Genomic DNA, 26,171 nt, shown 5'->3' with positions numbered 1-26,171 from the left:
TTGAGTGTTAAAAAAATACAGATAGTCATTTGGATCGTGATTATAGGGTGTATGATAATTGGCGGGTTTTTAGGAATTCATTTAATTGGTAAAAAAACAGGAGAATATCCTTATGAGTTAGTATTTCCAATTGTCATAGGATCTGGTGGTGGATTCTTGATTTTCTTAGCCATATCAAAGTTAAACAAAAAAAGAAATGTGAATGTGCCTGATTTTGATGAACGTAGTATAAAATTAATTCAAAAATATCTTATGTTTGCACTTTATATGTTATTGTTCGGTTTGGGTATAGCACTTCTTATTGCATATGGGATGGGGATTCAATATGTTGAAACAGGTTTTCTAATAATATGTTTGTTTGCTATCTATATGATTTTAGGTTTAGGTACTTTAGTGGTAAAAAGATTGTAAAAGTAAAAGGGCGCTAATCTAACAAAGATTTTACGCTTGATGTTTTTTTCTCACTTTTCAAATATCATAATTGAAGTTTAGGGCTTTACTTGAAGATCATTGAGTTGCATATGCAGCTCTTTTTTTCTTTCTTGAACTAAAGGTGCAGTTTGGTTGAAAAGTGAGTGCTATAACACTTAATTTCAAAGATATGATGATTTGGAAAAAGTAAATTAATTTAAGTTATTTTAAAAAGTTACTTGAAAAAAAATTTAATTGATATTACCTTATTCAGGGAAGGGGTGTTAATTATGGGAATGACTATTGAAGAATTACCTGAATCAAGGATTGCTTATTTTCGAAATGTTGGGGAGTATGGCGGAAAACAAAATCAGGAACTAATGGAGTCCTTTAAAAAGTGGGCACAGTTGAATGGTATATTTAATAATTCTACAATTCTAGGCATACCTCAGGATAACCCTGAGATTATTCCTAAAGAGGAGTGTTGTTATGATATTTGTATTATAGTAAATAATCATTTTAAGGTGAAAGAACCTGCTCTGTTGGGTAAATTTACAGGTGGAAAATATGCCGTTTTCTTGCTTGACCACACAAAAGAAGCAATCAATAAGTTTTGGGATAGCATTTTTTCTGAAATAGAAAAAAGTGATTTATCATTAAGAGAAGAACCAATTATAGAACGATATACCCCACAGATGATCGACAAACATTTGTGTGAAATATTAGTTCCTATAGTGTAGCATTTCTGTAATAAATAAAAAGATTAAATATGTAAAACAAACTTAGTTTGTGAAATAATACACTTAAACTAACGTGGGCTTAAATAGAAATATTAATATTATTGCTAAATCTCTCAAAAAATATTGAAGTGATTACATATTGGATGGAAAAATATCATTATCATCCCTGGAAGCTTTAAAGAAAAACTATACTAGTTTCTCCCTTGAAGATAAACTAAACATAATCAATTATAAGAACGAGAATGGCGAAGTAGTTTTAGGAACGATGAAATAGACGCCGTAGTTGGGGGATATAAAAGTATGAGAGCAGTAATGGATCAAAAGAAATGGCAATGGTTGGACTATGTTCTATTTCTCATTCGTACAATATGGATTACGAATATTGGCTACATGATATTCATAGAAACTACAGGTTTGAACAAGTGGATTCTACTTTTGTGGGCTATTAGTTTATACATAATACCTCACCTATTTTATAGGCCCGGGCTTATAAAATTCCCAAAGTATGTATTTACCGAGGTATTGCTAACGGGTTCAGCATTTATTTACCTATCGATCCAATATGAAATATCAGAGACTTACGGTTTTCTATTCTTGCCTATGCTTACTGTAGCTTATGCTTGTCAAGGGAAGCCGTTAATTTGGTTAGGACCTTTCTTATATATTTCTATTTTTTTTGCTGGCACACTAGCCGGCGATCTCTTCGCTGATGAGGGTTTCTTTGCTCGCTTCATTGATACAACTATTTTTTATGGTATCGGGTTTTGTTTAGGAAGGATGACCATTGTCAATAACGCCAATAAAACGTTAATTGCTTCTATTGAGGAAAAGAACGAGGACTTGGAATATTACTCAAAAAAGATTGAGGAACTGACGATTAAGGAAGAACGAAATAGAGTTTCACAAGATTTGCATGATACGGTAGGCCATATTTTCACATCAGTCATAACGAGTTTAGATGCTCTTCCTTTTCTATATCGGGCAGATAAAATAGAAGCAGAAAAAAGTATAAAAGAGATTTCGGATTTAGCACGAGATGGATTGCATGATGTGAGAAAGACAATTCACCAGATGTCGCCCATGACTCATCAAACACTTATTGAATCTTTGCAAGAATTGATTGTTGATTTTATGAAACATACATCAACGGATATAAAACTGATTGTCGAAGGAGAAGCGACCAAAGTCGGCGATAGGATAAAGTTTGCCATTATTCGTTGTATACAAGAAGGGCTTACAAATGCGAAAAAACATGGGCAGGCTACCATTATTAATGTAACTATTTCGTTTAATCAAGAAGAATTAATTGTTTTCATTGAAGATAATGGAATGGGCTTTAGTGAATTGCATTTAGGGTTTGGCTTACGTTCAATGAAAGATCGAATATCGGCATTGGCAGGTACAGTGGAATTTTATTCGAAATTGAATGCTGGTATGAGGATAACGTGTCGCATACCTATGGCAAAGGAAGTGTTATTATCATGATAAAAGCGGCAATCGTCGAAGATCAAGAGATTTTAAGGAAGAGCTTAAAAATTGTTATTGAAAGCATATCTGACATTGAGATTATTGGAACTGCTGAAAATGGGGAGAAAGCAATTGCTTTATGTGAAAGGGGAAATATTGATATTCTTCTAATGGATATTCAAATGCCGGTGATGGATGGTGTAAAGGCGACAGAAGAAATTAAAAAACGATGGCCCAATATAAAAATTATTATACTTACTACTTTTCAAGATGTTACACACGTTTTGAATGCCTTAAATGCTGGTGCAGAGGGTTACATATTAAAGGCTGTTGATCCTGAATTTTTGGTTCAGGGAATTAAAATGGTGTATCACGGAGGTTCCCTCATTCCTCAACAATTAGCAAAAGAGGTGTTTGGTCAGATACAATCAACTAAAAACGAACACTCGAAACAACTTGACCATAACTCTATGAAAAATCCATATGAATTAAATAATCAAGAATTAAAAGTATTAAAATGTTTAACTCAAAGATTATCCAATAAAGACATTTCAGAAAAGATGTTTCTTTCAGTAGGAACTGTGAAAAATTATGTCTCTAACATTTATTCGAAATTAAATGTTAAAAACAGATCCTCAGCTATTATGAAAGCAATGGAAGAGAGTCTTATAGAAGATAAGAAATATTGAAGTAAGAGAGTGTGGACAAACTCAAATTAACTTTGTCTTCACTCTATTTTTTTTTCAACGAACTGGAATGTTATTTTGAATTTGTTTACTTCAAGGGCAATTCATAAGGTCCACCATTCAAAAAATCTGACGTGGATCGCCTATTAGATTATAGCCAATCGCCATAATAAGTCATTTCTTTAAAATAGTTATGACTTATTAATGACTTATTGACACTACAGTATATGACCTTTCATCTGTAGAGTAGAAATATGAAATGAAACAGGCATGTTAGTTAAGGAAATCAACTTCCTACTTTAATAGTAATGGTAAAAATCAGTTAATCAACACGTCTGGAAATGAAATTAATAATAGAGGTCAAAAAGCAAGCTCAAATCAATACAGTATGTATTTTTGATGAAGTTGGAGAAGACGTAAATAAAGATTCGACAATTCAACTTACAAAAAAAATGAGAAGAAAGGGAAGAACAGATGAAAACCATAAAGAAGTTAATAAAATATATTGGAGCCATTATTATAATAGGACTAATAATAGCACTTTTTTGCCCTACTTGGACTTCGCATATAAAAGGTGATAACAGTATAAGTGCATTAGAACAAGTAGAGATAAATGGAAGTAATCATGAAATAATGATACGTGGCACTGATAAGGATAATCCTGTTATTATTTTTGTACATGGAGGACCTGGATGCTCGGAAATACCATATGCAGAAAAATACCAAGACTTACTGGAAACTAAATTTACGGTTGTTAATTACGATCAGCGAGCAAGTGGAAAATCCTATCATTTTTTTGAGGACTATTCTAATCTTTCGTCAGACTTACTGGTGGAGGACTTATTGGCTTTGACGGATTATATATCAGAACGGCTCGGCAAAGAAAAAGTAATACTTATTGGTCATTCTTTTGGTACATATATTGGCACGCAGGCTGCCCATAAAGCTCCTGAGAAGTATGAAGCATATATTGGTATTGGACAAATGAGTAATCAAGTAGAAAGCGAGATTGAAAGTTTAAACTACGTTATTAAGCAGGCTCAAAAAGCTGGCAATATGGATGATGTTTTATATTTACAAGGGTTAACTGAAAAAATTAAAAATGGCGATATGTTTACCCCACGGAATTATGTTATGAAATATGGCGGAAGTGTCAGACTCATTGATAACCCCGATGGAGATAATTTAGGTATATTACTCAGTAGTGAGTATAACTTATTAGATTTAATCCGCTATAATCGTGGGTTGGCCTATTCTCAGAAGTTTTTGTTAAAGGACATATTAAAAAATTCATTACCTACTAACGAAACGAAACTCGAATTACCGGTTTATTTTGTTATGGGTAAATATGATTATATGACTACATCAAATGAAGCAAAAAAATATTTTGATAAGATTGAAGCCAATAAAAAAGAATTTATTACTTTTGAGCAATCAGCGCATTATCCACAATTTGAAGAGAAGGAAAAATTTTATGAATGGATGTGCTATACATTTTTAAAATAAATAGGGTAGTTTTTTTCTTACCTTGAAAGAGAGTGTGTGAATAATTGTACTTAAAGTAAAGGGGCTATACTTCAATAAGGAGTAGAGCCTTTTTCTTATTGAACTAACGGAGCAGGTTAGTTGAAGAAGGAATATCGTTAGATTGGATTGAATAAAAAACCATAAAAGAGGTGAAGCATTGTTTTTTATAAATATAAAAGGTTAATAGAGGATTTTGTTAATGAAGTAATTCCTGTTGAGCATTTTGAACGTGACTATCTAAATACATTTAAAAATGAGACAGAAAGAATGGATACGTTTTTCGAAATCTTAAACGGAGTTTTTGAAGCAGTTGATAGTTATTGGAATGAATGTCTTCCTGGACAAGAAAATGCCTCTGAAATATCGGAACAACAACTGAGAAAAGAAGTAAGTGAAGCTTTGGTTAAAATAAATAGTTTATCGAATATTCTTTAAATTCCATTCAACTAAGAGTACAGGTTAGTTGAATAAGAAAAAGGGGATTTTAGGTATTTTGTCGAAATAGTTCACTAACGATTAAAATGAGGTGGATTTTTTATGGAATTTAAAATAGATAATAAGTGCTTTAACAAAGCAATTTTAGAAGTTAATAAAGCAGTATCATTAAAAACACCTTTCCCTATTTTGTCAGGTATTAAGATAATTGCTAATAATAATTGTTTAGTCCTTGTCGGAAGCAATTCTGATATTGTTATTGAAAAAGTTATTCCTTTAACGATTGATGGTGTAAAAGTATTGGAAGTTTATAACGCTGGTAGTGTTGTTATTCCTGCCAAATATTTAAGTGAAATTGTTAAGAAATTTCCAGGTGAAATACATTTAAAAGTAAACGAAAAACAATTAGTTACCATCAAATCCGATGAAATTGTAACCAACGTATACGGATTTAATGCTGAAGAGTACCCAAATCTTCCTCAAATTGACGAAGCTAAATACATTAAAATCCCCAGTGTTGAATTAATAGAAATTATTAAACAAACTGTGTTTGCAGTCTCAAAGAGTGAATCTAAACCTGTCTTGACAGGAGTAAATATGTCGTTTAAGGATAACCACCTTTCATGTGTTGCAACAAATTCCCATCGTTTAGCGTTAAGAGAGCTTGCAATAGAATCAAATTTAAGTGGTTCATTCATTGTTCCAAGTACAAGCCTAAATGAGCTTATCAAGTTAATTGATAAGGAAACGGGTTTCATACATATATATGTAACAGATAGCTATATCGTATTTAAATCAAATACTATCTCACTTTTTTCAAGGTTAATTGAAGGTAATTATCCTAACATTTCAGGATTATTGCCAAATGATTCGAAGACAATAATTACTCTTAACACAAATCTGCTATTAAAAGGTATTGATAGAGCTTGTCTTTTTGCAAGCGAATGGAAAAATAACAATGTTCATTTAGAAATCAAAAATGATACAAAAATAAGAATATTCTCGAACTCATCAGAAATAGGTAAAATAGAAGAAACTCAAAATATTAAAACTATTAATGGTGAGACCGATTTAAGTATTTCACTTGATGGAAGCTTTTTAATGGACGCCTTAAAAGTAATAAAAGAAGAAGAGATAAGAATAAGTTTTGGTGGGGCAATGAGGCCAGTCTTAATTGAACCTATTGATAATTCATCTTATTTTCATCTTATTTCACCAGTACGTTCATATTAAATTGACAATTTTCTTACTGCACTAACGGGGGATATACTTCAATTAAAAGAAGCTGAGATCAGCTTCTTTTTTTAGGCAGCTAAAGGAGCAGGATATTTATTCTGTCCATTAGGGATAAAAAAAAACACTTGGCTAAGGGACCCACAAGGAATTCACGGGGTGGTTTTAATATTTCATTAAATTTAGAGGATATGGTGAAAATTGGATTATTTTTTTAAACGAAGGGCGATTTATTTCAAATTAGGTGATTTCATCGAACTGGCTCATTCAGGCAAAAAGACCATATTAACAATTTGAAACCAGAAAAGAAGGAACATCTGGATATGGTTATCAGCTATGGACTTATGAAAATACTAATACTAACACCCCGATTGATTATTACTCTGCTAACGGCCTGTTTGGACAATATATATTTATTGTTCCGAAGTTAAATATTATGGCTGTGGCAAAAAGCCATCTACAAAATGACAAGCAATCTGCACCGAGAATCTTTTTTGCAGAGCTATTAGGTAGTTAGCTGGATTAGTGTGACATTTGAACAAAAGTCAAACTAGGTTTTGCTCCTCTTCAGGAATCCTAAAAATTCCTTATTGAACTAAAGGCGGCAGTTTAGTTGAGAAAGAAATTCCATTTTTATGAAAAAACAAAGAGTTCACAATGTTTGTTCTTAGGTGCGTATACGTTGAATTGAATGTGAGGCGATTTGTCATGATAAAAACTGATTATTATCAGAATCTATTAAAAAGGATTTGTAAGCGTAATAATATTTCCCCTAGAAGAGTTAGATTTGAGAATATCGAAGATCTAGTAGTGATTCATGTTAAAAATCATTTGAAAGAAGGAGTTGATTTAGAAAGCTTTAAAATTATAAATTTTATTCTTCAAACTGTCGTACCTTTGGGTATAAAATTCAATCAACAATTATATTTATATCCAGGAGGAAATAGATTAGATAGAGTTGCAATAACCTTTGAAAAAGATGATTATGTGCTATTAAATAAAAAACTAGACGAAGGAGATGTATAAATAACTGAGGTTTTTTCTAAATCTAATCAAAATAAATTAATTTAGATAAGAAACATTTTCACGACATTTTCGACATAAGTTCTTAATAACGCTCTCATTTCTTACGGAGTTATCAGTACGGATGAAGGGGGAAAAGTATTGAATGTCGATGGGGTATTTTCTGGTGGGGGAATTAAAGGTTTTGCGTATGTAGGTGCTTATCAAGTGCTTGAGGAAAGGGACATTCACTTTAATCGAGTAGCTGGAACAAGTGCGGGTGCTATTTTCGCAAGTTTTATCGCAGCTGGATTTACCTCGGATGAAATAGAAAAGATGTTAGATGAATTGGATGTTTCTGCACTGCTTGATCCGCCTAGAACATTGTTTGGGTTGTCATTTCTGAAATGGCTAAATCTTTATTTTAAAATGGGTTTATATCAAGGTAAAGCCTTAGAAAAATGGTTTTATAAAAAACTTGCACTGAAAGGCATCTATACATTTGGTGATTTACCAAGTGGTTCTATAAAGCTTATCGCTTCGGATTTAACTAATGGTAAAATGCTAGTACTCCCAGATGATTTAAAAAACTACGGGATTGATGGTGAGTCCTTCTCGGTTGCCCGTGCTTTACGTATGAGCTGTGGGATACCCTTTTTCTTTGAGCCGGTCAAATTGAAGATTGCAAATGGAGAATCGATAGTAGTTGATGGGGGAGTACTTAGTAATTTCCCGATATGGATATTTGATGATGATAGTGGTCTGAAGGAACGTCCAGTTATTGGATTGAAGCTAAGTCACCCTAGAGAAGATATGGATCCACAAAAAATTAACAATGGACTCCAATTATTTGAAGCACTCTTTACAACTATGAAAGATGCACATGATGAGCGATATATTTCTCGTAGACTTGAAAAGGATATTATTTTCATACCCGTTGAAAATTACAGCGCGACACAATTTGATCTAGATCAAAAAACAAAAGAAAGTTTAATCAGTATTGGAAGAGAAAGCACATTGCAATTTTTAAAAACGTGGCAAAACGTGTTTTAGTATTAGTAATAGGATAATGTTGTTAGGATTGAAGGGAAATCTATCAAGGTAATAAGTAGTTTACATTTAAATTTAAAACTGTAATAACCTCCTACCAATTATTTTGATAGGAGGTTATTACAGTTAGTTCTTAATTTCTGTATTAAAGAATTCCAGTATCTTCTTATACACGAAAATTTCGTTCGCCTTTTTCGTGAATCCATGCCCCTCATCTTCTAGCACAGTATATTCCACTTCTAGGCCTTTTTCTTTCAACGCAGCTACGATTTGATCAGATTCCTTTTGAACAACACGAGGATCGTTCGCCCCTTGAATAACAAGCATAGGTTTCGTCATACCGTCTAAATACGTAATTGGTGAATCAGCTATTAATCTATCCTTATCTTTCTCAGGATCACCTATCCATTGCTTCATAAATGGTCCCCAAAACTCCGGAACAGACTCAATAAATGAAAATAAATTACTTGGACCAAAAATATCGACAACCGCTTTAAAGTAATCTGCATGACGGCCATGAAGAAGAAGTGCCATATAGCCGCCATAACTACCACCTAAAAGTAGCATTTTATCACGATCTGCATAGCCTTTTTCAATAAGCCAATCAACCCCCGTAATATTATCAAGACGAGGGCCATGACCCCAATCACCCTCAACCATTTTCATGAATTTTAAACCGTAGTTCGATGAGCCTCTAAAGTTAGGAGCAAAAATAGAGTATCCTTGGTTAACAAGGAATTGGAACATCGGTCGAAATGATTTACGTTCTATTGATTGTGGACCACCATGTGGCCATAAAATAACATAACCATTAGAAGTTTCTTCCTTCGCCTTGAACAAGAGTGCTTCAATTTCTAAACCATCAAACGATGGATAGCTTAGCACTTCGGGTTCCACTAAATCCGCGTCTCGAACACCTGGTACTCTATAGTGTGTTAACTCTAACCAGGAACAACCCGTTTCCTTTGACACAAAAATATTATTTGGCTTCGTAGCCCTTTTACCAAGCAAATATAAATGTCCACTAGGCATAATAACCATTTTCTCAATAATATCAACAGGTATTTCGATTTTTTCATTTGTTCCATCTGCAATTGCATAACGATAAAGCCGATCCTCTACACCATATGAACCAACAATATAAAGTGAATGCTCTTTTTTCGAATAATATATATTAGTAAAGTCTTCTTTTTCTATTTGAAGCATCTTTGTAAATTGTCTAGATTGAATATCAAATTTTGCTAAATAGCTAAGATCGTCATCATAGTTTGTTAAAAAATAAATTTCGTCTTCAGAAGTATATACAAAACCGGATACTGTATGCTGCTCATCCGTTGGTGGGGTTAGCAATACATTTTCAACATCGGTCTGTACATATGCTAATGAATACGTATTACCAAACGATTTAATATAAACAAATGATTTTTCTTCAGGGCTAACTGTATCGATAAAAGTAGGTGCAACACTACCTTCTATAAGTATCTTTTCCTTTCCACTCTCAATGTCATAAACTAGACTATTTAAATACTTCGCATTTCCATCTGTAGTTGAGTAATAAAGATGTTTACCATCCTCAGTCAAATGCGCGTAGAAATGACGTTCTCCCTCTTTATACCGGATGGGTACTTGGTTTCCTCCCTCAGGTGCAATCGCATAAATTTGGCTATTTTCATCACCATCTTTATCAAATCCAGCTAAAAGGAATTCACCTGTTTTCGAATATGATATAAAATTTGAGATTTGATTATTAAAAGTCAGTGGATATGGAAATTTTTTCTCTACATCCATTCCCCAAAGATTAAAATGACCATTAAAATTCGTACATAATACAAGCTGCTTTTCATCAGGACTAACCGCAAAATCACTAACGGTTAAATTTTGTAAAAAATTCGTAATATCCGGCTTTCCAAACTGAATCATAGCTATTCCTCTTTTCTTAAAGTTAATAAATACGAGTAATATCTCTTAATAGGTGCCATTTTAAAACTCTTATTTAAACGGAAGAGATATCTAAATATTCTTACTCTATATTATACAAGATAAAATGAATTAAATGGAGTTAAATTCCAATTAAGGGTATCTTTTTTAGGTTTCTACTAGTTTTAAAAAGAATATCTTGTCAATAAACAGCTTAATCAACGAGCTGTAAAGGTTTAAGTTCGGTATTGTACCGAGCTCAAGCCTTTTAATTTTGCCTTTTTACGTTATAATGAATGGGGAAAATTGAATGCTTCATACTAAAGAGGAATCATTTTTTAGAGGTGAACAGTTCTACATGAAAAGTAACACTAACTACAGCTTAATTGCAGGAATCGTTATCATTATTATTTTTATTATTACCTTTAGTTTATTGTATTTATCTAGTCAATTTAGCCAAATAGAAGATGACAAATATGTCCTTCTTGGGGATGAGGCACCAATCCTGACGGAACTACACCCTATAGTGGAAGAGAATAAAAATATCTTATTAAAAAAAGCAGCTGAAATAGATATTGACGTCATAATAACAGAAGGACTTAGACCATTTGAGAAGCAGGATGAGTTGTACAATCAAGGTAGATCTACTAAAGGCAACATTGTCACATATTCAAAAGGAGGAGAATCTTTTCATAATTATGGATTAGCCTTTGACTATGCCATTAAGAATGCTAATGGCGGAATAGAATGGGATATTGAATATGATGGTAATCACAATGGGGAATCCGACTGGTTCGAAGTCGCAAAATTAGCAAAAGAGCTAGGATTTGAATGGGGTGGAGATTGGAGAAAATTCAAAGATTATCCACATTTACAAATGACCTTTGGATTGAGTATTCCTATGCTTCAAGAAGGGTATCGCTTAGCTGAAGATAATAAAACAAAATGACCAGCTCAAAAGATTTTTGGAACGAAAGGCATGACTTAAATGTTATGCCTTTTTATTTACTTAGCATAAGATATATTTTACAATTATTACATATTAAGGTGAAAAGTAATATTATTTCGCTTCTAATATGGATAATTATACCGATAAATATAGAGCAAATAAAATTATAAATGAAAAAAGGTATTAGAAATAGAAGGGAAAGAAATGATGAATTTAATAATAATTCTTGTAATAGTTGCGACTGCTATTTTTACCTATAATATATTAATGATAAATAAGAAAAGACTAAAAAAGTTTAGGAAAGAATGGGCAACAGGAAAGTTTGATGCAAGAAGTGAAGATGATGAATCAGTGTCAATGTACTGGGAAAATAAAAAAAATAGTGAACCAAGATATGACGGTATAGATCAGTTGACGTGGGATGATCTTGCTATGAATACTGTTTTTAAAAAAATAAATTACACACAGACTTCAGTTGGAGCGGAATATTTATTTAACCAGCTTCGAGATATTGATCCATCTCTAAAAAATATACAAGATAAAGAAAGACTTTATATACTACTGGAGAGTAATTCAGCATTAAGAGAAGAAATTTTACGCATATTATCAGGGCTTGGAAAACAAGATTATACAAACTCGTCTTCTTTTTTTTATGAGAATCAAAATAATATAAAATATGTAGCTATATATGTGTTACTTGCTTTAATACCATTTGCTTCAATTATTCTGATGTTTTTCAGCTTAAAGTACGGAATTTTTAGTTTAGTAGGATCTTTTCTAATTAACTTATTCGTTTACTATAAAAATAAACCAGAGCTAGAGAATAATTTATACTCAACCTCATACATAGCAGCTATCATCAATACGGGAAAACGCTTTGCATCCGTCAAAAATCCGGATTTTACAACATTTGCGGACAAGTTCAAAGTCAAAGTGCAGTCAATAAAAAAAGTTTTAGTTTTAAGTAATATTGCTTCAATAGGAAGAGGTAACGGAGATTTAGATATCATTTTTGAATACATTCGAATACTATTTTTGTTGGATTTTATTACTTATAACAATATTATTAAAACGATTTCAAAACATAAAGAAGAATACCGTGATTTATGGCAGCTTATTGGGCAACTGGATGCAGGGGTAGCAGTTGCGTTTTACAGAAAATCATTAGATACATATTGTATCCCTACATTTGTGGAGAAAGAGGAACTTTCATTCAAAAATATGTTTCATCCACTTATCAATGAACCAGTAAAAAACACCTCAAATCTAGACAAGAGCACACTCATTACAGGCTCTAATGCATCAGGGAAATCTACGTATATTAAAGCAATTGCTATTAATACAATATTGGCACAAACAATTAATACAGTGTTAGCAGAAATTTGGACAATGAAACCTAGCTATATTGTAACTTCAATGGCAATTCAAGATAATGTTCTAGATGGGGATAGTTACTTTATTGCTGAAAGATAGTGACTACTTTATAAAAACCTTTATTTATCAGTATTTAGAGGTCATTTTTGGGGAAGGTCCCCCAAAAAGTCCCCCAAAAAGAACGAAAAATAAAAAATCAGTTGTTTTCTAGCACCTTTTTGAACGTTTCAATTGTTTGGTTTTTATTTTCGTCTACAGCATGGGCATAAACTTTAAATACCATTTCAGTTGTATCACCTAAACGGCTAGCAACAGTCACAACGTCAACTCCACTACTAATTAACAAACTAGCATACGTATGTCTTAATGTATGAGCTTTTACTTTAAATCCAAGTCTATCGCTTGCAACTCTAAATGCTTTGCTGATAGCAGTTGTATTGATAGGCCGACCGAAATTAGAAGAAATAAAAATATAAGATTCTTCATTGAATTTATGTCCAAACCTTAAATGTATTTTTTTCGCTGTTAATTTATACTTTTTCAGCATTGCTAACACATCGTCATCCACTTTTAATACTCTGTAACTATTGCTTGTCTTTGGTGATCGTACTCCAAGATAATCTCTTGTTTTATTGATATTAACTTCACCAGTTATAAAATTAACATCCTTCCAGGTTAGCCCGCACGCTTCGCCACACCGAATTCCAGTAAATGCTAATAAATAGATGATTGTGTATTGTAACTCATTTCTTGTTTTTGCATAACTAAGTAATTGATTGAGTTGACTTGCGCTAATTACATTTTCAACCTCTTTTTCGTCATCTTTAAAAGAAATATTAGTAAATCGATTCCGTTGTAATATTTCTGCATCTACTGCAGCGTTCACCATTGCTACAAAAGTGCGGTGGTACGACAATACAGAGAGTGGCTTATATTTTTTGAATAAAGGCTCAATGAAAATACGCTTATAAGTAATCTTATTAAGTTGATTTAGTTTCTGATTTCCAAGCATAGGTTTAATATGATTTTTCACAGCGCCTTTGTTAAGTATTAAAGTAGATGGTTTCCAATCACTTTTTTTAAACTCAAGCCAAATATCGCACCAGGCTGCAATTGTCATATCTTCATTTTCAACTTGTTGCAAATTTCCATCTAATACCTGAGCTTTCAACTTAGTTAGTGCTTGCAAGGCTTTCTTCTCAGTATCAAAACCTTGTTTACTCTTTTCTTTACGTTCACCCAATGTATTGTAATAACGATAACGGTAAGCGTATTTTTTGTTTCCATCGTTATCTTTGTACCAGTATAGATCTTTATCTTTAGCAGTTTTTATTAATTTTGGTTTAGCCATTTTGTCTATTCCTTTCAAACGTTGGCAGGCGTTCGGACAGGGTTGGCTATAAACAACACCCCCTCTAATTAATAACAACATAAGTTACTGTATATTGGTATCTATTAACTAATACATTTCAATTTCTCTGCGTACTGAATTAACCTTTTTTTTGCAAAATTTTCTTCGACATTAAACATCTCTTGTATCATCCATACGCTTAAACGATACTTATGTATTCGGTATAGTTCGTCTAACATGAAAGTTGGTATTGCTGCATGCATGGCAAAATTCTTAGCCTTATGCTCCTGGTATTCAACGAAAAGGGGATGGAGGTGCATTTGATCACCACTATGTAATAGGACGTGACAGAGCTCATGTGTGAAGTCCTGCCATTGTTGTTGAGGTGAAAGTTCGTTATTTAAGAATATGTAGCCAGTTTGTTCAAAAAATAGTGCCTGGCTGCCATTGGGCCAGAAAAAAACTTTGATACGTAACTCTTTAGCGATTTGAAACATGTTTAAATCTGTTGGCTGATAAATATGTAACCTTGAATAAAATGATTTAACAAAGTCTTCTAGGTGACTATAGCAATAGGTGTGCATGACTTTCATCCTTTCTGGAATGGAACAAATGTTCTATTTTAGTATAAAGCAAAACCCTACTATTTTGAAGTAGGGTTTAAGAATTAAATTAAATATTTGAAAAATAGCAGATTTTTAATGTTTATCCATATAATTTTGAACTTCTGAAATAAAATTATCTAATTGATTTTGTTTTTGTTGAGTTTCTGTTTTTAACTTATGTAGATTTTTTAAATCTACACTATATGCAGCATAAAGTAGTAAAGCTACTCTAAGGGCTGACATAATTATATAAATAACAAATAGACAATTTAGTAGATTAATTATTTGTATAGAGAAGGTCACTTTTTCTGGCTCATCTAACCCATTTCCGATAATCACTAATAGAAATATAACATAAGCAAACGTAACGATAAATGCATTACGAATAAAGGTAATTAGTGTTTTAAAGTTCATTTGAGATAACTTAGCAATAGAAGAATTGAAATTTAATGTAATTATAAGTGTAAATACAGTAAAGTATATGCCTATAAATATAGCAGAGAGAGAAATTAAATTGCTACCATTTTCTTTTAGAAATGATGGTAAAAAATCTCGAAAAACAGGGCCTAAATATTTTTCTATACTTGATGATAAATTAGTAAGGATAAAAAGAAAAATAAATATTACATTTATAATCCAGATTAAATGTTTACCATAATATACAACAAAATTAACGAAATTATTCTGAAGTTTTTTTTCTTTAAAGCTCCCCAAGAATCCCTCCTCCTTTTGAAGTTAAACATTTAATTAACTAATGGTAACTAATGGGCGTATAAATGGGTAATCATTTACTCGGATATGATGCTGAATGTGATGATTACGCGCATTTCCTGCACCAGTTCTATTACTTAATTCGTAGAAGTAGCGTTCTATATCGGATGTTATTATTTCCCATGAATCCCCGTTTACAACAATAGGTTTACTTAGAACTTTTGAATGTTTTAAATCTATATTATTATATTTTATACCATCTTCAGAAGTATATGAAACTTTTATATTCATAAATAATTCGCTGTCTACATCAATATAACATAGTAACGCTTTAACAGCCTCAAGATTGAATGGATTATTTCTCCAATTTTTACCTTTGGAGAAAAGGATATCTCTCACACCACCACCAAATAAGTTTCGTGTTCTAAGCATTTCAGTAAAGGTAGTATCAATATAATCATATACTTGCTCCTCTAAAATATCTTCTTCATTTAAATTATCAACAAAATTTTGTCTATCTCTTAAATTACTTCTAAAAAAGTCTACTTGAGTAGAAGTTAAATCTAACTTAATTTCTAAATTGCCTATATCTCTAGCACGTGTAATATCTTGAATTGTGTGTTCTGGTGTTAATTCTATAAATTTTATATTCCATTTGTCATCTCCCTCATTTTCAACTTTAGGAAGAAATTTTTCTAAGTAATTTTTAATATCTTTAATTTTAGCTCCATAATAATTATATTCACATATAAACAGTCTTTCTGTATGTTGATAGAAACAGTTTGTTTGTTCAAATACATCAAAATTTATTTCCAAATATTCTTCAGTTTTTTTCTCACCTTGTTTTGGTTTTCTAACACGGTAATTTGCAATGGTAAATGCTCTGTCAGAACCATAGCTCATTTCGTCAGGGTGTTTCATTAATTTTAAAATTATATCTTCTTGTTGTCTTTCATTAGATGGTATACTTCTAACGTGATCTAGATAATCACCAAAATCAATATTTGTTAGTTGATCGTTTTTTGAAATAAAAACGTTGTAGTATTTTATTGTAATATTTGTCACGAGTATACTTCCTCCTTGGGTGGTTTATTGAATCTAAAGCATTTAAGCCTTCGTATATCTTCAAAAAGTCCTTCTGCATGAACTAATACATTTTTCTATCCTTTTTTACGATGTTCAACAGCTTTTTTAACTTTTTTGCAGTAGTAAAAAATATCTTGCATACATCATCTGAATCTAGTTATATATATATTCATTAAAATGATATTTTTTAATATATGTAGTAAATCTTCTTCATTCGAATTTGCCAGCTCTTTATGCAGTGATGGATCATTAGCAAATGCTAGGAATTCTTCTTCCTCAACTTGTGATGTGTTAGGAGAATTGAATCTAGAAAGTAGATTTTTGTCCTCTAAAATCAAATATTTTATTGGCTGCAAGTAGTGAGGTACCTTCTTCTTCGAAAAATGTAATTGTCAATCTTGCTCCATATTCCTTGTTATTAATAATACGTACTTTTTCTTCACCATTGTCATCAGTTGCTACAATTTTGTATTTACCCCCAATAATCGTTGACCCCATAATAAACTGATATTTATTAGCAAGGTCATGAATTGTTGTATTATCAGTTTTGGGAATATATCCAATGTGCTGTAGGGAGTCATAATCCATTCCAATAAGAACTTTTATTGCGTTAGGATCAAACTCATTAGTCGGTTCATAATCGATTGCTTGAGCTGGATAAGATTCTGAATAATATTCATATACTGGCTCATCGTAATCTTCTTCAATAATTTCTTTGTTTTTGAGACCACCATATTTATCAAACACAAATAGTTCGTCTTCTTTCATTTTGTTTATTATTGAAAGGAGTGTCTTGTCTCTATTTTCATATTTTGTCCCTACAGCATTTATTAGAATTCGTTTTACTACAAAGTCTTCAAATTTTTTTGTATCTTGTTTTATCAAATTTTCATTTTGCTGTGTTTTAAAAAATTTCGGTTCTACAACAGCTTTCTCTATTTCAAAAGGCTGTTGCATTTTCATACTCTCAAAGAATGTCTTTGAAGAAAGTCTATTTACTTTTTCAATCATGATAAGTTGATTGTTATATAAAAATGTAATTGTTGCAGAAATTACGTGAGTTTCCATTTGTAATTGAGTTATTTGATCGATAGGGATTTCAACAAATTGAGTTTTAAAAATACCTTTTTTTAAAAAGATAATTCGATAATTAGTAGTAGTAATAAGGTGATTCTTGTTATTATGCTTTGCAATCGTTGCGTATCTAATGTCTTCATCATCTTCTAATATCTTTGCTAGTTCCTTCATTTCACCAGTTCCACCGATTAAGCCAGTTATATTTTGTTTTTTAAATGAAGTGACTATTTCATCATATGTGTACGTAAAAAACACCTCCATTAAACTATTTAATTTATAAATTTTTACAGTGAATAGCATTTTTTAAGGACACGTCTCCGTGTCCTTTTTATTTATTCCTCTTTATAGTCTCCCACATAGCCCTCAGCAGTTCCAAATCCTCTTCTTTAGACTTTGGTAAGTCTTTATACCATTTCTGTAACGATGGATTATTAGCAAATGCTTGAAACTCTTCTTCATCCTTATTGATTGGTGATGGATTGTAGTCCAATCTACCTAGTAGGTAGTCTGTCGTTACTTTGTAGTAAGAAGCAATTTTATTAATTGTATCTATATCAGGTTCTCTTTTTCCTTGTTCATACATGGCATACGTAGTTCTTGCAACACCAATACGATCAGCGACATCGGCTTGTGTCAATTTTTGAGAACCTCGCAATTTTTTTAGGTTAGCAGAAAGCACAATAAGCACATCCTCTCTTTAATATTATAAACTACACAAGATGTGTAGAGATGATTAAAATAATAAAATACACAAAAAGTGTATTTTTTTAGTTGACAATACACGTAATGTGTAATATATTTAATTTATCAAATACACGAATCGTGTAATGTGAGGTGAGAACGTGAGAAAATGGTTAAAGCAAAAACGTATAGAAAATCGGTTAACCCAAGAAGAAGTAGCTTCCAGTGTTGATATTGCAAGAACCACTTATGCATCCTACGAGCAAGGAGAAAGAAATCCCAGTGTTAACATTGCTAAAAAACTAGCTCAATTACTTGAGTTTGATTGGACGCTTTTTTTTGAAACAGAAGTACACGAAATGTGTATTTTAGAAAAGCAACTAGCGTAAAAAATACACGCACACAGCAATAAACATTCGAAGAGCGGAGTACGCCATGACGGACCGATTAAATCCCAAGCGACAGCAATAGTCAACGCCATGACCTAGAATCTTTATTGATGGGTATGAGAGAAAAAAAAGGAGGAGCACATAATGCTGAAATCCGAACCGGCAAATCTACCTGGTTTTATTAAGGTTATGAACCTTGACGATTTTAAGGAATTGCCCCAAAAGGATACCAACCAATTGGAACAATTGAGTAAGGGGAATTCTGAAATACTTAAATCAGTTCAATGTAATCGATGCAATAAAGAATGTAAGGGCTCTTGGGAATATTGTTCTAATTGTGGTTATGCCCTAAAACGGTAAATCTGTCTGCACTTGAGAATAACCTTTTATAAAATAAGTTGTTTTTTTACCACATTTAAAACAATAGCAATCATTTTTATCGAGGTTTATTTTATTATTTTCGCATTCTTCATTAGAACAATGGTTTTCTTCAAAACGTTGACCACAGTTGGAACAAAAATTAGCATCTTTTTCTTTTGCAGAAGCACTGCACTTAGAACATCGCTTATAAAGCATGATATAAATCACCTCCTCTTGTCACTATTCGACAAAGGGTGAGGAAATACCTACTAAGGAGGAAAATTAATGAATCAATTAGTAATCATGAACAACCAACAAGCGGTAACAACTTCTTTATCGGTGGCGGAAAACTTTAACAAACAACACGGGCATGTGTTACGTGATATAGAAGCCTTCAAAAAAGATGTATCCAATTTTGGAGAGATGTTCGAAGAAGGCGATACACCTGATTCTTACGGCAGACCTCGTAAAACATATTTCATGAACCGAGACGGATTCACTTTACTAGCAATGGGCTTTACCGGTAAGGAAGCTCTTCAATTCAAAATAAAATATATCGAAGCATTCAATGCTATGGAAGCTGAACTTACTAAACCAAAATCTCAAGCTGAACTAATTGCCATGATGGCTCAAGTAAATGTTGAGCAAGAACGTCGTATTAACGAAGCCGAAAAGCGTGTTGGGTTAATAGAAGAAAAGCAAAAAAATATTTCTAACATTCTTCTACTCAATCCAGCTGAATGGCGTTCAAAAGTAACAACAATTCTAAATCGTATAGGACAGACACGAGGTGGCTTTGAAGAATTCCGAAATGTCCGCAACGAGAGTTATGAAGTATTAGAACAACGAGGTCGTTGTAAATTAGAAGTCCGTGTAAATAACCGTAAAAAAGAAATGGCTTTAAACGGTGTTCCTAAATCAAAAATTAGTAAAGTTTCAAAGATTGATGTGATTGCTGAAGATACACGTTTAACAGAAATCTATCTAGCAATTGTTAAAGAAATGGCTATCAAATATCAAGTTAATGCAATAGAAATCGCATAAAGGCAGGTGATATCAATTGAACTTAGCACAAATTGAAATTGCAGTTGATAAAGAAATGGTACAACGGTCATTGGATAATATTGTTCGAGATTATACTAGACCGCGCCTACTTCTATGTGACATAGCAGAATTAAAGCGCATCACATGTATGTCCCCCTCATCATTAGAACGACACATTTTACATGATCCACGTGTTAAACAACACGAAAGACGTGTAGGGGAACGTGGTAAACGTTACTGGATTTACGAACCAATAGAAAGAGCGATATTAGAAATTATTGACGAGCTTGAATAAATAAAAAACGTTGGCAGGCGTTTGGACAGGCTCGTCATTTCTTAATAACATCTTACCAAGTTAACTAGTATTTATGTAATTTATACCAATACAAATAAGGGGCGGTAAAAATGTTTGAAAAATCAGCAGATGCGAGTAAGGCATTACAAAATTTAATCGAAAACGAAAACTTAACAAATGAACAGTTGGCAATAGATTTTAATCTAAGTCCCCAGATGGTCAGTCATCTTAAAAACGGTCGCAGACCTATGCAAAGAGATATAGCTCAGGCATCAATTCAAGCTTATGAAAACACAGAGTATATGGCAGATCTAATGCGCGCTTTTACTAGTGGACTAACTACACCAGTTCTAAGGGGGAAAAATATCGAACGTCACAGAATGTCCTTGGCTGCAAATGCGGTCAAGGAAATGCTTGAAGCAATTGAAGCTGTTAAAAAAATGGTGCTAGTCAAGCCACCAGGTACGTTAGATAAGGATGAATTACTAGAGGTTGAAACAATTTATGATGAGATGTTGGAAGCCACGATTTTCTCTGAAAACTTTTTAATGCAATTAGAAAATGACTATGGGATTTCAAGGAAAAAGCGTGTTCGAATTAACGAACCTAGATGGAAAGCGAGAGGATGGTTGCAATGAGAAAAGAGAACTTTAGACCGCAGGATTATTTAGCAGCACAAAGAGAACACGATTATATCGAGGATTTGTTAGTAGAAATAAAAGTGCATACAACGCTAGGTAGTTATGATGCTGCAGCACGAACAGCTAAGGATGTAACTGCATCACTTCAGGAATTGCAAAGGTTGGAAAGCTACAAACGAAATCATGACAAGTTGAAGGAAGTAGTAAATACGATGAGTGGAAGAGGGGTTAGATTGGATTTGGTTCCAGCTAGATGAAGAAACTCAACAACTACTTTTTGGGAGATGAAGCGCACTGGTCGGACAAGGTTTGGTTTTACGGAGCAACAGCATTGATGGCCATTATCGGAGCAATTGGATTATGGGCATAAAAAAAGCCAGCTAACCATTTGGGGAGGGTTAACTGACACACATTTACACCAATAATATTATACCACAAAAGTAATTAATTGAAAAGGCAGGTGAAAAGAATGACATTACTATCTACCAATGAATCTTATCAGTTTAATTCATATGCAAGACCAATTTGCAATTGTGAACATTGTCGTGAATCAGTTTTTAGTGGCGAAGGTGTCACATTTGAAGGTGATATATATTGCGGGACGAGTTGCTTAGGTGAACATCTATTAGTTGAAGGAGTGGCAGAGGGCATATAAAAAGACCACTCTGCGAAAGTGGCCCTACAACAAAGATATTTTAAGTGATTATATCACAGAAGGAGAGAACGTGCATGTTTGAATCATTTGCAAATACAGCAGAAATGTCACGCGGTGAGTGGCTAGATGTTCGAAGATCAGGAATCGGAGGTAGTGATGCGGCAGTTATTCTCGGCTTTAACAAATGGAAATCTCCATTCCAACTTTACCTTGAAAAAACAGGTGACTACAAAGAAGAATCGGACAACGAATTTATCTATTGGGGCAACGTCTTAGAGGATGTTGTGGCCAAAGAATTTCAAGAACGTACAGGTAAAAAGGTTCGCAAAAAGAACCAAATGCTACGTCATAAAGAACATCAATTCATGACAGCTAACCTAGATCGTGTGGTTGTTGGTGAAAAGGCATTCCTGGAATGCAAAACAACTTCAGCATATAAAAATGACGACTGGGACGGTGACGAAATTCCTGCAGCTTACTTATGCCAGGTACAACACTATATGGCAGTTACAGGGTTCGAAAAAGCCTACATTGCAGTATTAATAGGTGGAAATAAGTTTGTTTGGAAGGAAATTGAGCGAGATGAAGAGCTTATACAAATCATGATTGAGCGTGAAAAATACTTTTGGGAGAATCATGTGCTTGCAAAGGTGCCTCCTGAGATTGATGGATCCGATGCAGCTGTCGAATTCATATCAAAACGTTACACAGAAAATCCTGATGAAGTTGTCATGTTAGATACAGATAAAGAAAAAATCATCAATGCTTTAGAGAACGTTAAGGCTGAAATTAAGGGTCTTGAAGAGTTGGAAAAGAAATATACCAATCAGCTTAAAATGTCACTGGAAACAGCATCAGAGGGCGTCACTGAGAACTATAGATTGACATACAAGACAATCAATCAAAATCGAATCGATTCCAGGCTATTACGTGAGGAATTGCCAAACATTTTTAAGAAATATACGAAGCAATCAAGCTACCGCAAATTTGGATATAAAAAAGTGAACTAATAGGAGGAATTTTATTATGGCAACTAACAACGAATTAAAAGAGCAAATGAAACAGAAGGCACCTGCAACAGCTCAACAAAAACCGAAAACAATCGAGGACTATTTGAAACAAATGGCCCCAGCAATGGCAGAAGCATTACCTAAACATATGAGCGTGGACCGTTTAACTCGATTAACAATGACAACAATTCGCACCACTCCAACATTACGTGAAGCTGATGTATCAAGTTTGTTAGGTGCAGTTATGCAAGCTGCACAACTCGGCTTAGAACCTGGATTACTAGGTCAGTGTTACTTACTACCATTCAAAAACAACAAAAAAGGTATCACAGAAGTACAATTCATTATTGGATACAAAGGAATGATAGACCTAGCGCGTCGTAGTGGTCATATTCAATCTATTTACGCACATGCGGTATATGAAAACGACACATTCGATTATGAATTAGGCCTTGAACCAAAATTGAAGCATATCCCTACTATGTCACAGGACAAAGGAGCATTCATTGGTGCTTATGCAGCGGCCCACTTCAAAGATGGCGGTCATCAATTTGAGTTCATGTCAAAAGCAGATATTGAGAAGCGTAAAGGACGTTCTAAATCAGCTAATTCAAGTTACTCTCCATGGTCTTCTGACTATGAAGAAATGGCTAAGAAAACAGTAGTTCGCCACATGTGGAAATACTTGCCGATTAGTGTCGAGACACAAGAGCAAATTGCTCATGACGAGGGTGTAGGTCGCAACATTAAAGATGTAACTCCTGATGATGATTTGTTTGTACAAGCACCTGATGAAATTATCGAAGCTAATTTAGAGTCGGTACAAGAAGTTTAATAAGAGACGGGGAGTAATCCCCTTCTTTTCTAAGGCTACCGGAAAGATGATTTTTATACCGTAAGGAGGACCATGATGGCAGACATAACATGGATCAAACTCAAAACAGATATGTTTGAAAACGACAAGATTAAGTTAATTGAAGCCCTTCCCGATGCAGATACAATCATCGTCATCTGGGTGAAGCTATTAGCAGCCGCAGGGAAGGCAAACATAAATGGCTATATCATGCTAACTGAAAATATTGCTATGAACGAGGAAGAAATGGCGACTATCTTTAACAGACCATTAAACACCGTCAGACTGGCTCTACAGACCTTTAAACGATACGGAATGATTGAGGTTGATAATGATGCGTTCCGCATTAAGAACTGGGAGAATCATCAAAATATTGACGGTATGGAGCGAGTTAGAAAGCTTAATGCAGAGCGCAATAAGAAGTATCGAGAACGCAAAAAACTGATGGAATTACCTGGGCCAAAAACGAATGACGATACACCTAACGTTAGCGTGACGTCACATGACGGTACAGATAAAGAACTAGAACTAGATATAGATTTAGAACTAGAAGTAGATAAAGAACTACAACAACAGAAAGTGGTCGGGGGTGGGTTAGTAGATCCTAAATTCGCTGAAATTGTAAAACTCTATCAAGACGACCTTGGACCACTAACTATTTATAAATCACAAGAGCTCGGTTATGTATATGACGAACATGGTTATGAACTAACTCTTGAGGCTACAAAAGAAATGTTAAGTGCTATGGATGTTAATAAGCCAATTAAATACATTGAAAGTATTCTTAATCGTTGGAAACGACAAGGGGTTACGGATATACAAAAATTAAACAACTATCGTAAGCGAGGTGAAAAACATGCAAGCAATCAGTCAAACACTTCAACAAAAATTGGAGATGTTGAATTGGGATTTTAATAATCGTTGTGAAAAACATGAATCCTATTTTCTATTCGATTATAACGACAATATTAACTCACACTGTCCTGTTTGTTACTGCGAAGGTATGACTAAAAGTGTTGAGCAACAGGAAGCTGAAAAAGCTTTAGATGCCGAACGATTGAAAAAGTACAACACATTGAAAAAGCTATCCATCATACAAGATGAGACTTTACGAGCTATCCGATTTAGTGATTACAAACCTACCAATAGCGAAGAAAACAACAACAAGAATAAAGCATTAGATTTTTTCAATCAGTACCGTAACGGCGAGGTATTCAATCTTTGGATTCAAGGATTAAATACAGGTGTAGGTAAATCACATTTAGGAATGTCTATCCTAGAGGAACTAAATGAATCAGATGCAAAGAATCGTTCATGTTTGTTCATAGACATCGCTCGAATGCTCGAATTAATTCACGATAGTTTTGATAACAAAGAGAGCCATTACACACAAGCGTATTTCACGGATTTATTAGGCAAAGTAGATTTCCTAGTACTTGATGATCTAGGTGCTGAAACAGGTGACATCGATTCAAAGAAAAAAGCATCGGAATACACCAGTAAAGTATTAAGGTCAGTGATGAATAGCCGACAGGACAAAGCAACCATCATTACAACGAATTTACCTTCTGCAAAGCTAAAACAAATGTATGACGGAAAGCTAATATCTCGTATGATGCGCGGTGTTGAAGTGATTGTATTTAAAGAGTCAATTGATAAACGACCATCGGAAGTGGGTTTCTAAATGCTTGAACAACTACAAACAGACTACTCACAGCTGGCAAGTGATTTTGAAAAATTACGGCAGGACATTTTAAACACTTTGGAGGGATTGGAGAATGAGCGAGAAAGTGATGGTTAGTAAAGAGGTTGCAGAGGCGATAAACTTCGCGAATGTAAAAGAAACAGAAGGGCTTGCAAAAAAAATATCTCGATGGCATGGAATGACTAAAGAAGAACAGGAAGACTTGGTGTTTGATTCATTAATGCGTGTATACAATGACGAGAAAAATGGCGGCTTCTATGATTACTACGGAAACGAAAAAATGAAACTTATCTACAAGGCCTTTCCTACAATCCGCTTATTTGTAAGAACTTTAGATAAAGGATATGAAATCGAGCAAACGCCAGAGGACATTATTAAAGTTAGATTTAACGCTATGGAACGAATCGTACAAGGCTCTGATAGAGATTCAGACTATGATTACGCTAAAGGATGTACAAATGGAATCTTAACAACTCTTGAAACGCTAGGTATGGAAATCAAAGGAGTGAACTGCTGATGCTTGAAATCGAACAAGCAGTAAATCACATAGCGATCGTTGTAGGTACGATTAAACACTTTGGTTATACGGCAGCACTCGAACAACAATTTGAATCACATTTAAACACAATCATGAGCCATACAGGGCTTTGTAGAGATAAGGCGACGGATTATGCAATTGAAGTTGCTGGGCGGTTAAATATGCAGGGTAAGGGGTGTGTGGCGTGACCACAAAACAAATTAAACGCCAGCATGTCATTAATGAATTGCGAAAATTGGGAATTATCGAAATCAAAGGTGACCCAATTGAATTGCTAGATTACGAGGTTATACGGAGTGCTTTGGTGGTTAAGCGTGCGGTGGAGAGTTAGGAGAATGAAGATGAAGAGAATATATAAAAAAGGGCAATCAAAATAGAT

Annotated in this window: 32 protein-coding genes; 24 read left to right on the top strand and 8 right to left on the bottom strand. The window is 33.6% G+C overall.

The genetic code is table 11. The features are described 5' to 3' along the window. From MHH85_RS11240 to MHH85_RS11200, 9 genes are all read left to right on the top strand, one after another. On the top strand, positions 1 to 411 hold the full coding sequence (locus MHH85_RS11240; protein WP_340707134.1) for a hypothetical protein: 411 nt from the start codon (positions 1 to 3) through the stop codon (positions 409 to 411). 290 nt (positions 412 to 701) lie between these two features. Next, positions 702 to 1,151 carry an AraC family transcriptional regulator gene (locus tag MHH85_RS11235; RefSeq protein ID WP_340707133.1) on the top strand — a complete coding sequence of 150 codons (450 nt, stop codon included), beginning with the start codon at positions 702 to 704 and terminating at the stop codon, positions 1,149 to 1,151. Between the two features lie 300 nt (positions 1,152 to 1,451). Then, entirely contained in the window at positions 1,452 to 2,636 is a 1,185-nt protein-coding gene (locus MHH85_RS11230) for a sensor histidine kinase (protein ID WP_340707132.1), read from the top strand. Further along, positions 2,633 to 3,307, top strand: a complete 675-nt coding sequence (locus tag MHH85_RS11225; RefSeq protein WP_340707131.1) for a response regulator transcription factor — start codon at positions 2,633 to 2,635, stop codon at positions 3,305 to 3,307. The genes MHH85_RS11230 and MHH85_RS11225 overlap by 4 nt, the downstream gene beginning before the upstream one ends. Before the next feature lie 471 nt (positions 3,308 to 3,778). After that, complete coding sequence (locus tag MHH85_RS11220) at positions 3,779 to 4,810, top strand: alpha/beta hydrolase (protein WP_340707130.1); 1,032 nt, start codon at positions 3,779 to 3,781, stop codon at positions 4,808 to 4,810. Positions 4,811 to 4,987: 177 nt separating this feature from the next. Beyond that, a complete protein-coding gene (locus tag MHH85_RS11215) occupies positions 4,988 to 5,266 on the top strand; it encodes a colicin immunity domain-containing protein (protein WP_340708160.1) in 279 nt (92 codons plus the stop codon). 102 nt (positions 5,267 to 5,368) lie between these two features. Then, positions 5,369 to 6,499 (top strand): DNA polymerase III subunit beta, encoded by a 1,131-nt coding sequence (gene dnaN, locus MHH85_RS11210; protein WP_340707129.1) that lies wholly within the window; start codon positions 5,369 to 5,371, stop codon positions 6,497 to 6,499. A gap of 708 nt (positions 6,500 to 7,207) precedes the next feature. After that, positions 7,208 to 7,525, top strand: coding sequence for a hypothetical protein (locus tag MHH85_RS11205; RefSeq protein ID WP_340707128.1), 318 nt, complete (start codon positions 7,208 to 7,210; stop codon positions 7,523 to 7,525). A 138-nt stretch (positions 7,526 to 7,663) separates the two neighbouring features. Further along, on the top strand, positions 7,664 to 8,554 hold the full coding sequence (locus MHH85_RS11200) for a patatin-like phospholipase family protein (RefSeq protein WP_340707127.1): 891 nt from the start codon (positions 7,664 to 7,666) through the stop codon (positions 8,552 to 8,554). 123 nt (positions 8,555 to 8,677) lie between these two features. Here the strand turns inward: MHH85_RS11200 and MHH85_RS11195 are convergent, their stop codons facing one another. After that, a complete protein-coding gene (locus tag MHH85_RS11195; RefSeq protein WP_340707126.1) occupies positions 8,678 to 10,471 on the bottom strand; it encodes a S9 family peptidase in 1,794 nt (597 codons plus the stop codon). Positions 10,472 to 10,826: 355 nt separating this feature from the next. Between MHH85_RS11195 and MHH85_RS11190 the strand changes: the two genes are divergently transcribed. After that, entirely contained in the window at positions 10,827 to 11,417 is a 591-nt protein-coding gene (locus MHH85_RS11190; RefSeq protein WP_409351184.1) for a M15 family metallopeptidase, read from the top strand. Positions 11,418 to 11,621: 204 nt separating this feature from the next. Next, on the top strand, positions 11,622 to 12,890 hold the full coding sequence (locus MHH85_RS11185; RefSeq protein WP_340707124.1) for a MutS-related protein: 1,269 nt from the start codon (positions 11,622 to 11,624) through the stop codon (positions 12,888 to 12,890). Between the two features lie 97 nt (positions 12,891 to 12,987). Here MHH85_RS11185 and MHH85_RS11180 read toward each other — a convergent pair whose 3' ends face one another. The 6 genes from MHH85_RS11180 to MHH85_RS11155 form a co-directional block, all read right to left on the bottom strand. After that, complete coding sequence (locus tag MHH85_RS11180; RefSeq protein ID WP_340707123.1) at positions 12,988 to 14,142, bottom strand: tyrosine-type recombinase/integrase; 1,155 nt, start codon at positions 14,140 to 14,142, stop codon at positions 12,988 to 12,990. A gap of 104 nt (positions 14,143 to 14,246) precedes the next feature. Next, on the bottom strand, positions 14,247 to 14,726 hold the full coding sequence (locus MHH85_RS11175; RefSeq protein WP_340707122.1) for an ImmA/IrrE family metallo-endopeptidase: 480 nt from the start codon (positions 14,724 to 14,726) through the stop codon (positions 14,247 to 14,249). Positions 14,727 to 14,840: 114 nt separating this feature from the next. Next, positions 14,841 to 15,461, bottom strand: coding sequence for a hypothetical protein (locus tag MHH85_RS11170; RefSeq protein WP_340707121.1), 621 nt, complete (start codon positions 15,459 to 15,461; stop codon positions 14,841 to 14,843). Between the two features lie 33 nt (positions 15,462 to 15,494). Continuing rightward, complete coding sequence (locus tag MHH85_RS11165) at positions 15,495 to 16,523, bottom strand: hypothetical protein (protein WP_340707120.1); 1,029 nt, start codon at positions 16,521 to 16,523, stop codon at positions 15,495 to 15,497. Positions 16,524 to 16,850: 327 nt separating this feature from the next. Continuing rightward, positions 16,851 to 17,792, bottom strand: coding sequence for a DUF6681 family protein (locus MHH85_RS11160; protein ID WP_340707119.1), 942 nt, complete (start codon positions 17,790 to 17,792; stop codon positions 16,851 to 16,853). A gap of 157 nt (positions 17,793 to 17,949) precedes the next feature. Beyond that, positions 17,950 to 18,300 (bottom strand): helix-turn-helix domain-containing protein, encoded by a 351-nt coding sequence (locus tag MHH85_RS11155; protein WP_340707118.1) that lies wholly within the window; start codon positions 18,298 to 18,300, stop codon positions 17,950 to 17,952. Positions 18,301 to 18,463: 163 nt separating this feature from the next. Here MHH85_RS11155 and MHH85_RS11150 point away from each other — a divergent pair, with 163 nt between their 5' ends. Next, positions 18,464 to 18,691 carry a helix-turn-helix transcriptional regulator gene (locus MHH85_RS11150; protein WP_340707117.1) on the top strand — a complete coding sequence of 76 codons (228 nt, stop codon included), beginning with the start codon at positions 18,464 to 18,466 and terminating at the stop codon, positions 18,689 to 18,691. 348 nt (positions 18,692 to 19,039) lie between these two features. Here the strand turns inward: MHH85_RS11150 and MHH85_RS11145 are convergent, their stop codons facing one another. Further along, positions 19,040 to 19,267: a hypothetical protein gene (locus MHH85_RS11145; protein WP_340707116.1), complete on the bottom strand. Its 228-nt coding sequence runs from the start codon at positions 19,265 to 19,267 to the stop codon at positions 19,040 to 19,042. A gap of 69 nt (positions 19,268 to 19,336) precedes the next feature. Between MHH85_RS11145 and MHH85_RS11140 the strand changes: the two genes are divergently transcribed. From MHH85_RS11140 to MHH85_RS11085, 12 genes are all read left to right on the top strand, one after another. Further along, a complete protein-coding gene (locus MHH85_RS11140) occupies positions 19,337 to 20,095 on the top strand; it encodes a Rha family transcriptional regulator (RefSeq protein ID WP_340707115.1) in 759 nt (252 codons plus the stop codon). Between the two features lie 16 nt (positions 20,096 to 20,111). Next, positions 20,112 to 20,390, top strand: coding sequence for a hypothetical protein (locus MHH85_RS11135; protein ID WP_340707114.1), 279 nt, complete (start codon positions 20,112 to 20,114; stop codon positions 20,388 to 20,390). Positions 20,391 to 20,500: 110 nt separating this feature from the next. Further along, positions 20,501 to 21,028, top strand: coding sequence for a hypothetical protein (locus MHH85_RS11130; RefSeq protein ID WP_340707113.1), 528 nt, complete (start codon positions 20,501 to 20,503; stop codon positions 21,026 to 21,028). After that, positions 21,025 to 21,288, top strand: coding sequence for a hypothetical protein (locus MHH85_RS11125; protein ID WP_340707112.1), 264 nt, complete (start codon positions 21,025 to 21,027; stop codon positions 21,286 to 21,288). Before MHH85_RS11130 ends, MHH85_RS11125 begins: the two co-directional genes overlap by 4 nt. A gap of 212 nt (positions 21,289 to 21,500) precedes the next feature. Beyond that, positions 21,501 to 21,686 carry a hypothetical protein gene (locus MHH85_RS11120; RefSeq protein ID WP_340707111.1) on the top strand — a complete coding sequence of 62 codons (186 nt, stop codon included), beginning with the start codon at positions 21,501 to 21,503 and terminating at the stop codon, positions 21,684 to 21,686. Between the two features lie 74 nt (positions 21,687 to 21,760). Further along, positions 21,761 to 22,696, top strand: a complete 936-nt coding sequence (locus MHH85_RS11115; RefSeq protein ID WP_340707110.1) for a YqaJ viral recombinase family nuclease — start codon at positions 21,761 to 21,763, stop codon at positions 22,694 to 22,696. A 16-nt stretch (positions 22,697 to 22,712) separates the two neighbouring features. Further along, positions 22,713 to 23,531 (top strand): recombination protein RecT, encoded by an 819-nt coding sequence (gene recT, locus MHH85_RS11110; protein ID WP_340707109.1) that lies wholly within the window; start codon positions 22,713 to 22,715, stop codon positions 23,529 to 23,531. A gap of 75 nt (positions 23,532 to 23,606) precedes the next feature. Further along, positions 23,607 to 24,464 carry a phage replisome organizer N-terminal domain-containing protein gene (locus MHH85_RS11105; RefSeq protein WP_340707108.1) on the top strand — a complete coding sequence of 286 codons (858 nt, stop codon included), beginning with the start codon at positions 23,607 to 23,609 and terminating at the stop codon, positions 24,462 to 24,464. Then, entirely contained in the window at positions 24,406 to 25,233 is an 828-nt protein-coding gene (locus MHH85_RS11100; RefSeq protein ID WP_340707107.1) for an ATP-binding protein, read from the top strand. The genes MHH85_RS11105 and MHH85_RS11100 overlap by 59 nt, the downstream gene beginning before the upstream one ends. Before the next feature lie 94 nt (positions 25,234 to 25,327). Further along, positions 25,328 to 25,771 carry a hypothetical protein gene (locus MHH85_RS11095; protein ID WP_340707106.1) on the top strand — a complete coding sequence of 148 codons (444 nt, stop codon included), beginning with the start codon at positions 25,328 to 25,330 and terminating at the stop codon, positions 25,769 to 25,771. Next, the gene (locus tag MHH85_RS11090; protein WP_340707105.1) at positions 25,771 to 25,980 is read left to right on the top strand and encodes a hypothetical protein; all 210 of its coding nucleotides are present in this window, start codon (positions 25,771 to 25,773) and stop codon (positions 25,978 to 25,980) included. The genes MHH85_RS11095 and MHH85_RS11090 overlap by 1 nt, the downstream gene beginning before the upstream one ends. Further along, positions 25,977 to 26,123 (top strand): hypothetical protein, encoded by a 147-nt coding sequence (locus MHH85_RS11085; RefSeq protein WP_340707104.1) that lies wholly within the window; start codon positions 25,977 to 25,979, stop codon positions 26,121 to 26,123. The genes MHH85_RS11090 and MHH85_RS11085 overlap by 4 nt, the downstream gene beginning before the upstream one ends. Positions 26,124 to 26,171 lie beyond the last annotated feature (48 nt).

Source organism: Viridibacillus sp. FSL E2-0187 (assembly GCF_038006425.1).
Lineage (GTDB): Bacteria > Bacillota > Bacilli > Bacillales_A > Planococcaceae > Viridibacillus > Viridibacillus arvi.
The sequence above is the reverse complement of the archived record's forward strand: the minus strand, read 5'-3'. Positions and strand labels throughout refer to the sequence as shown.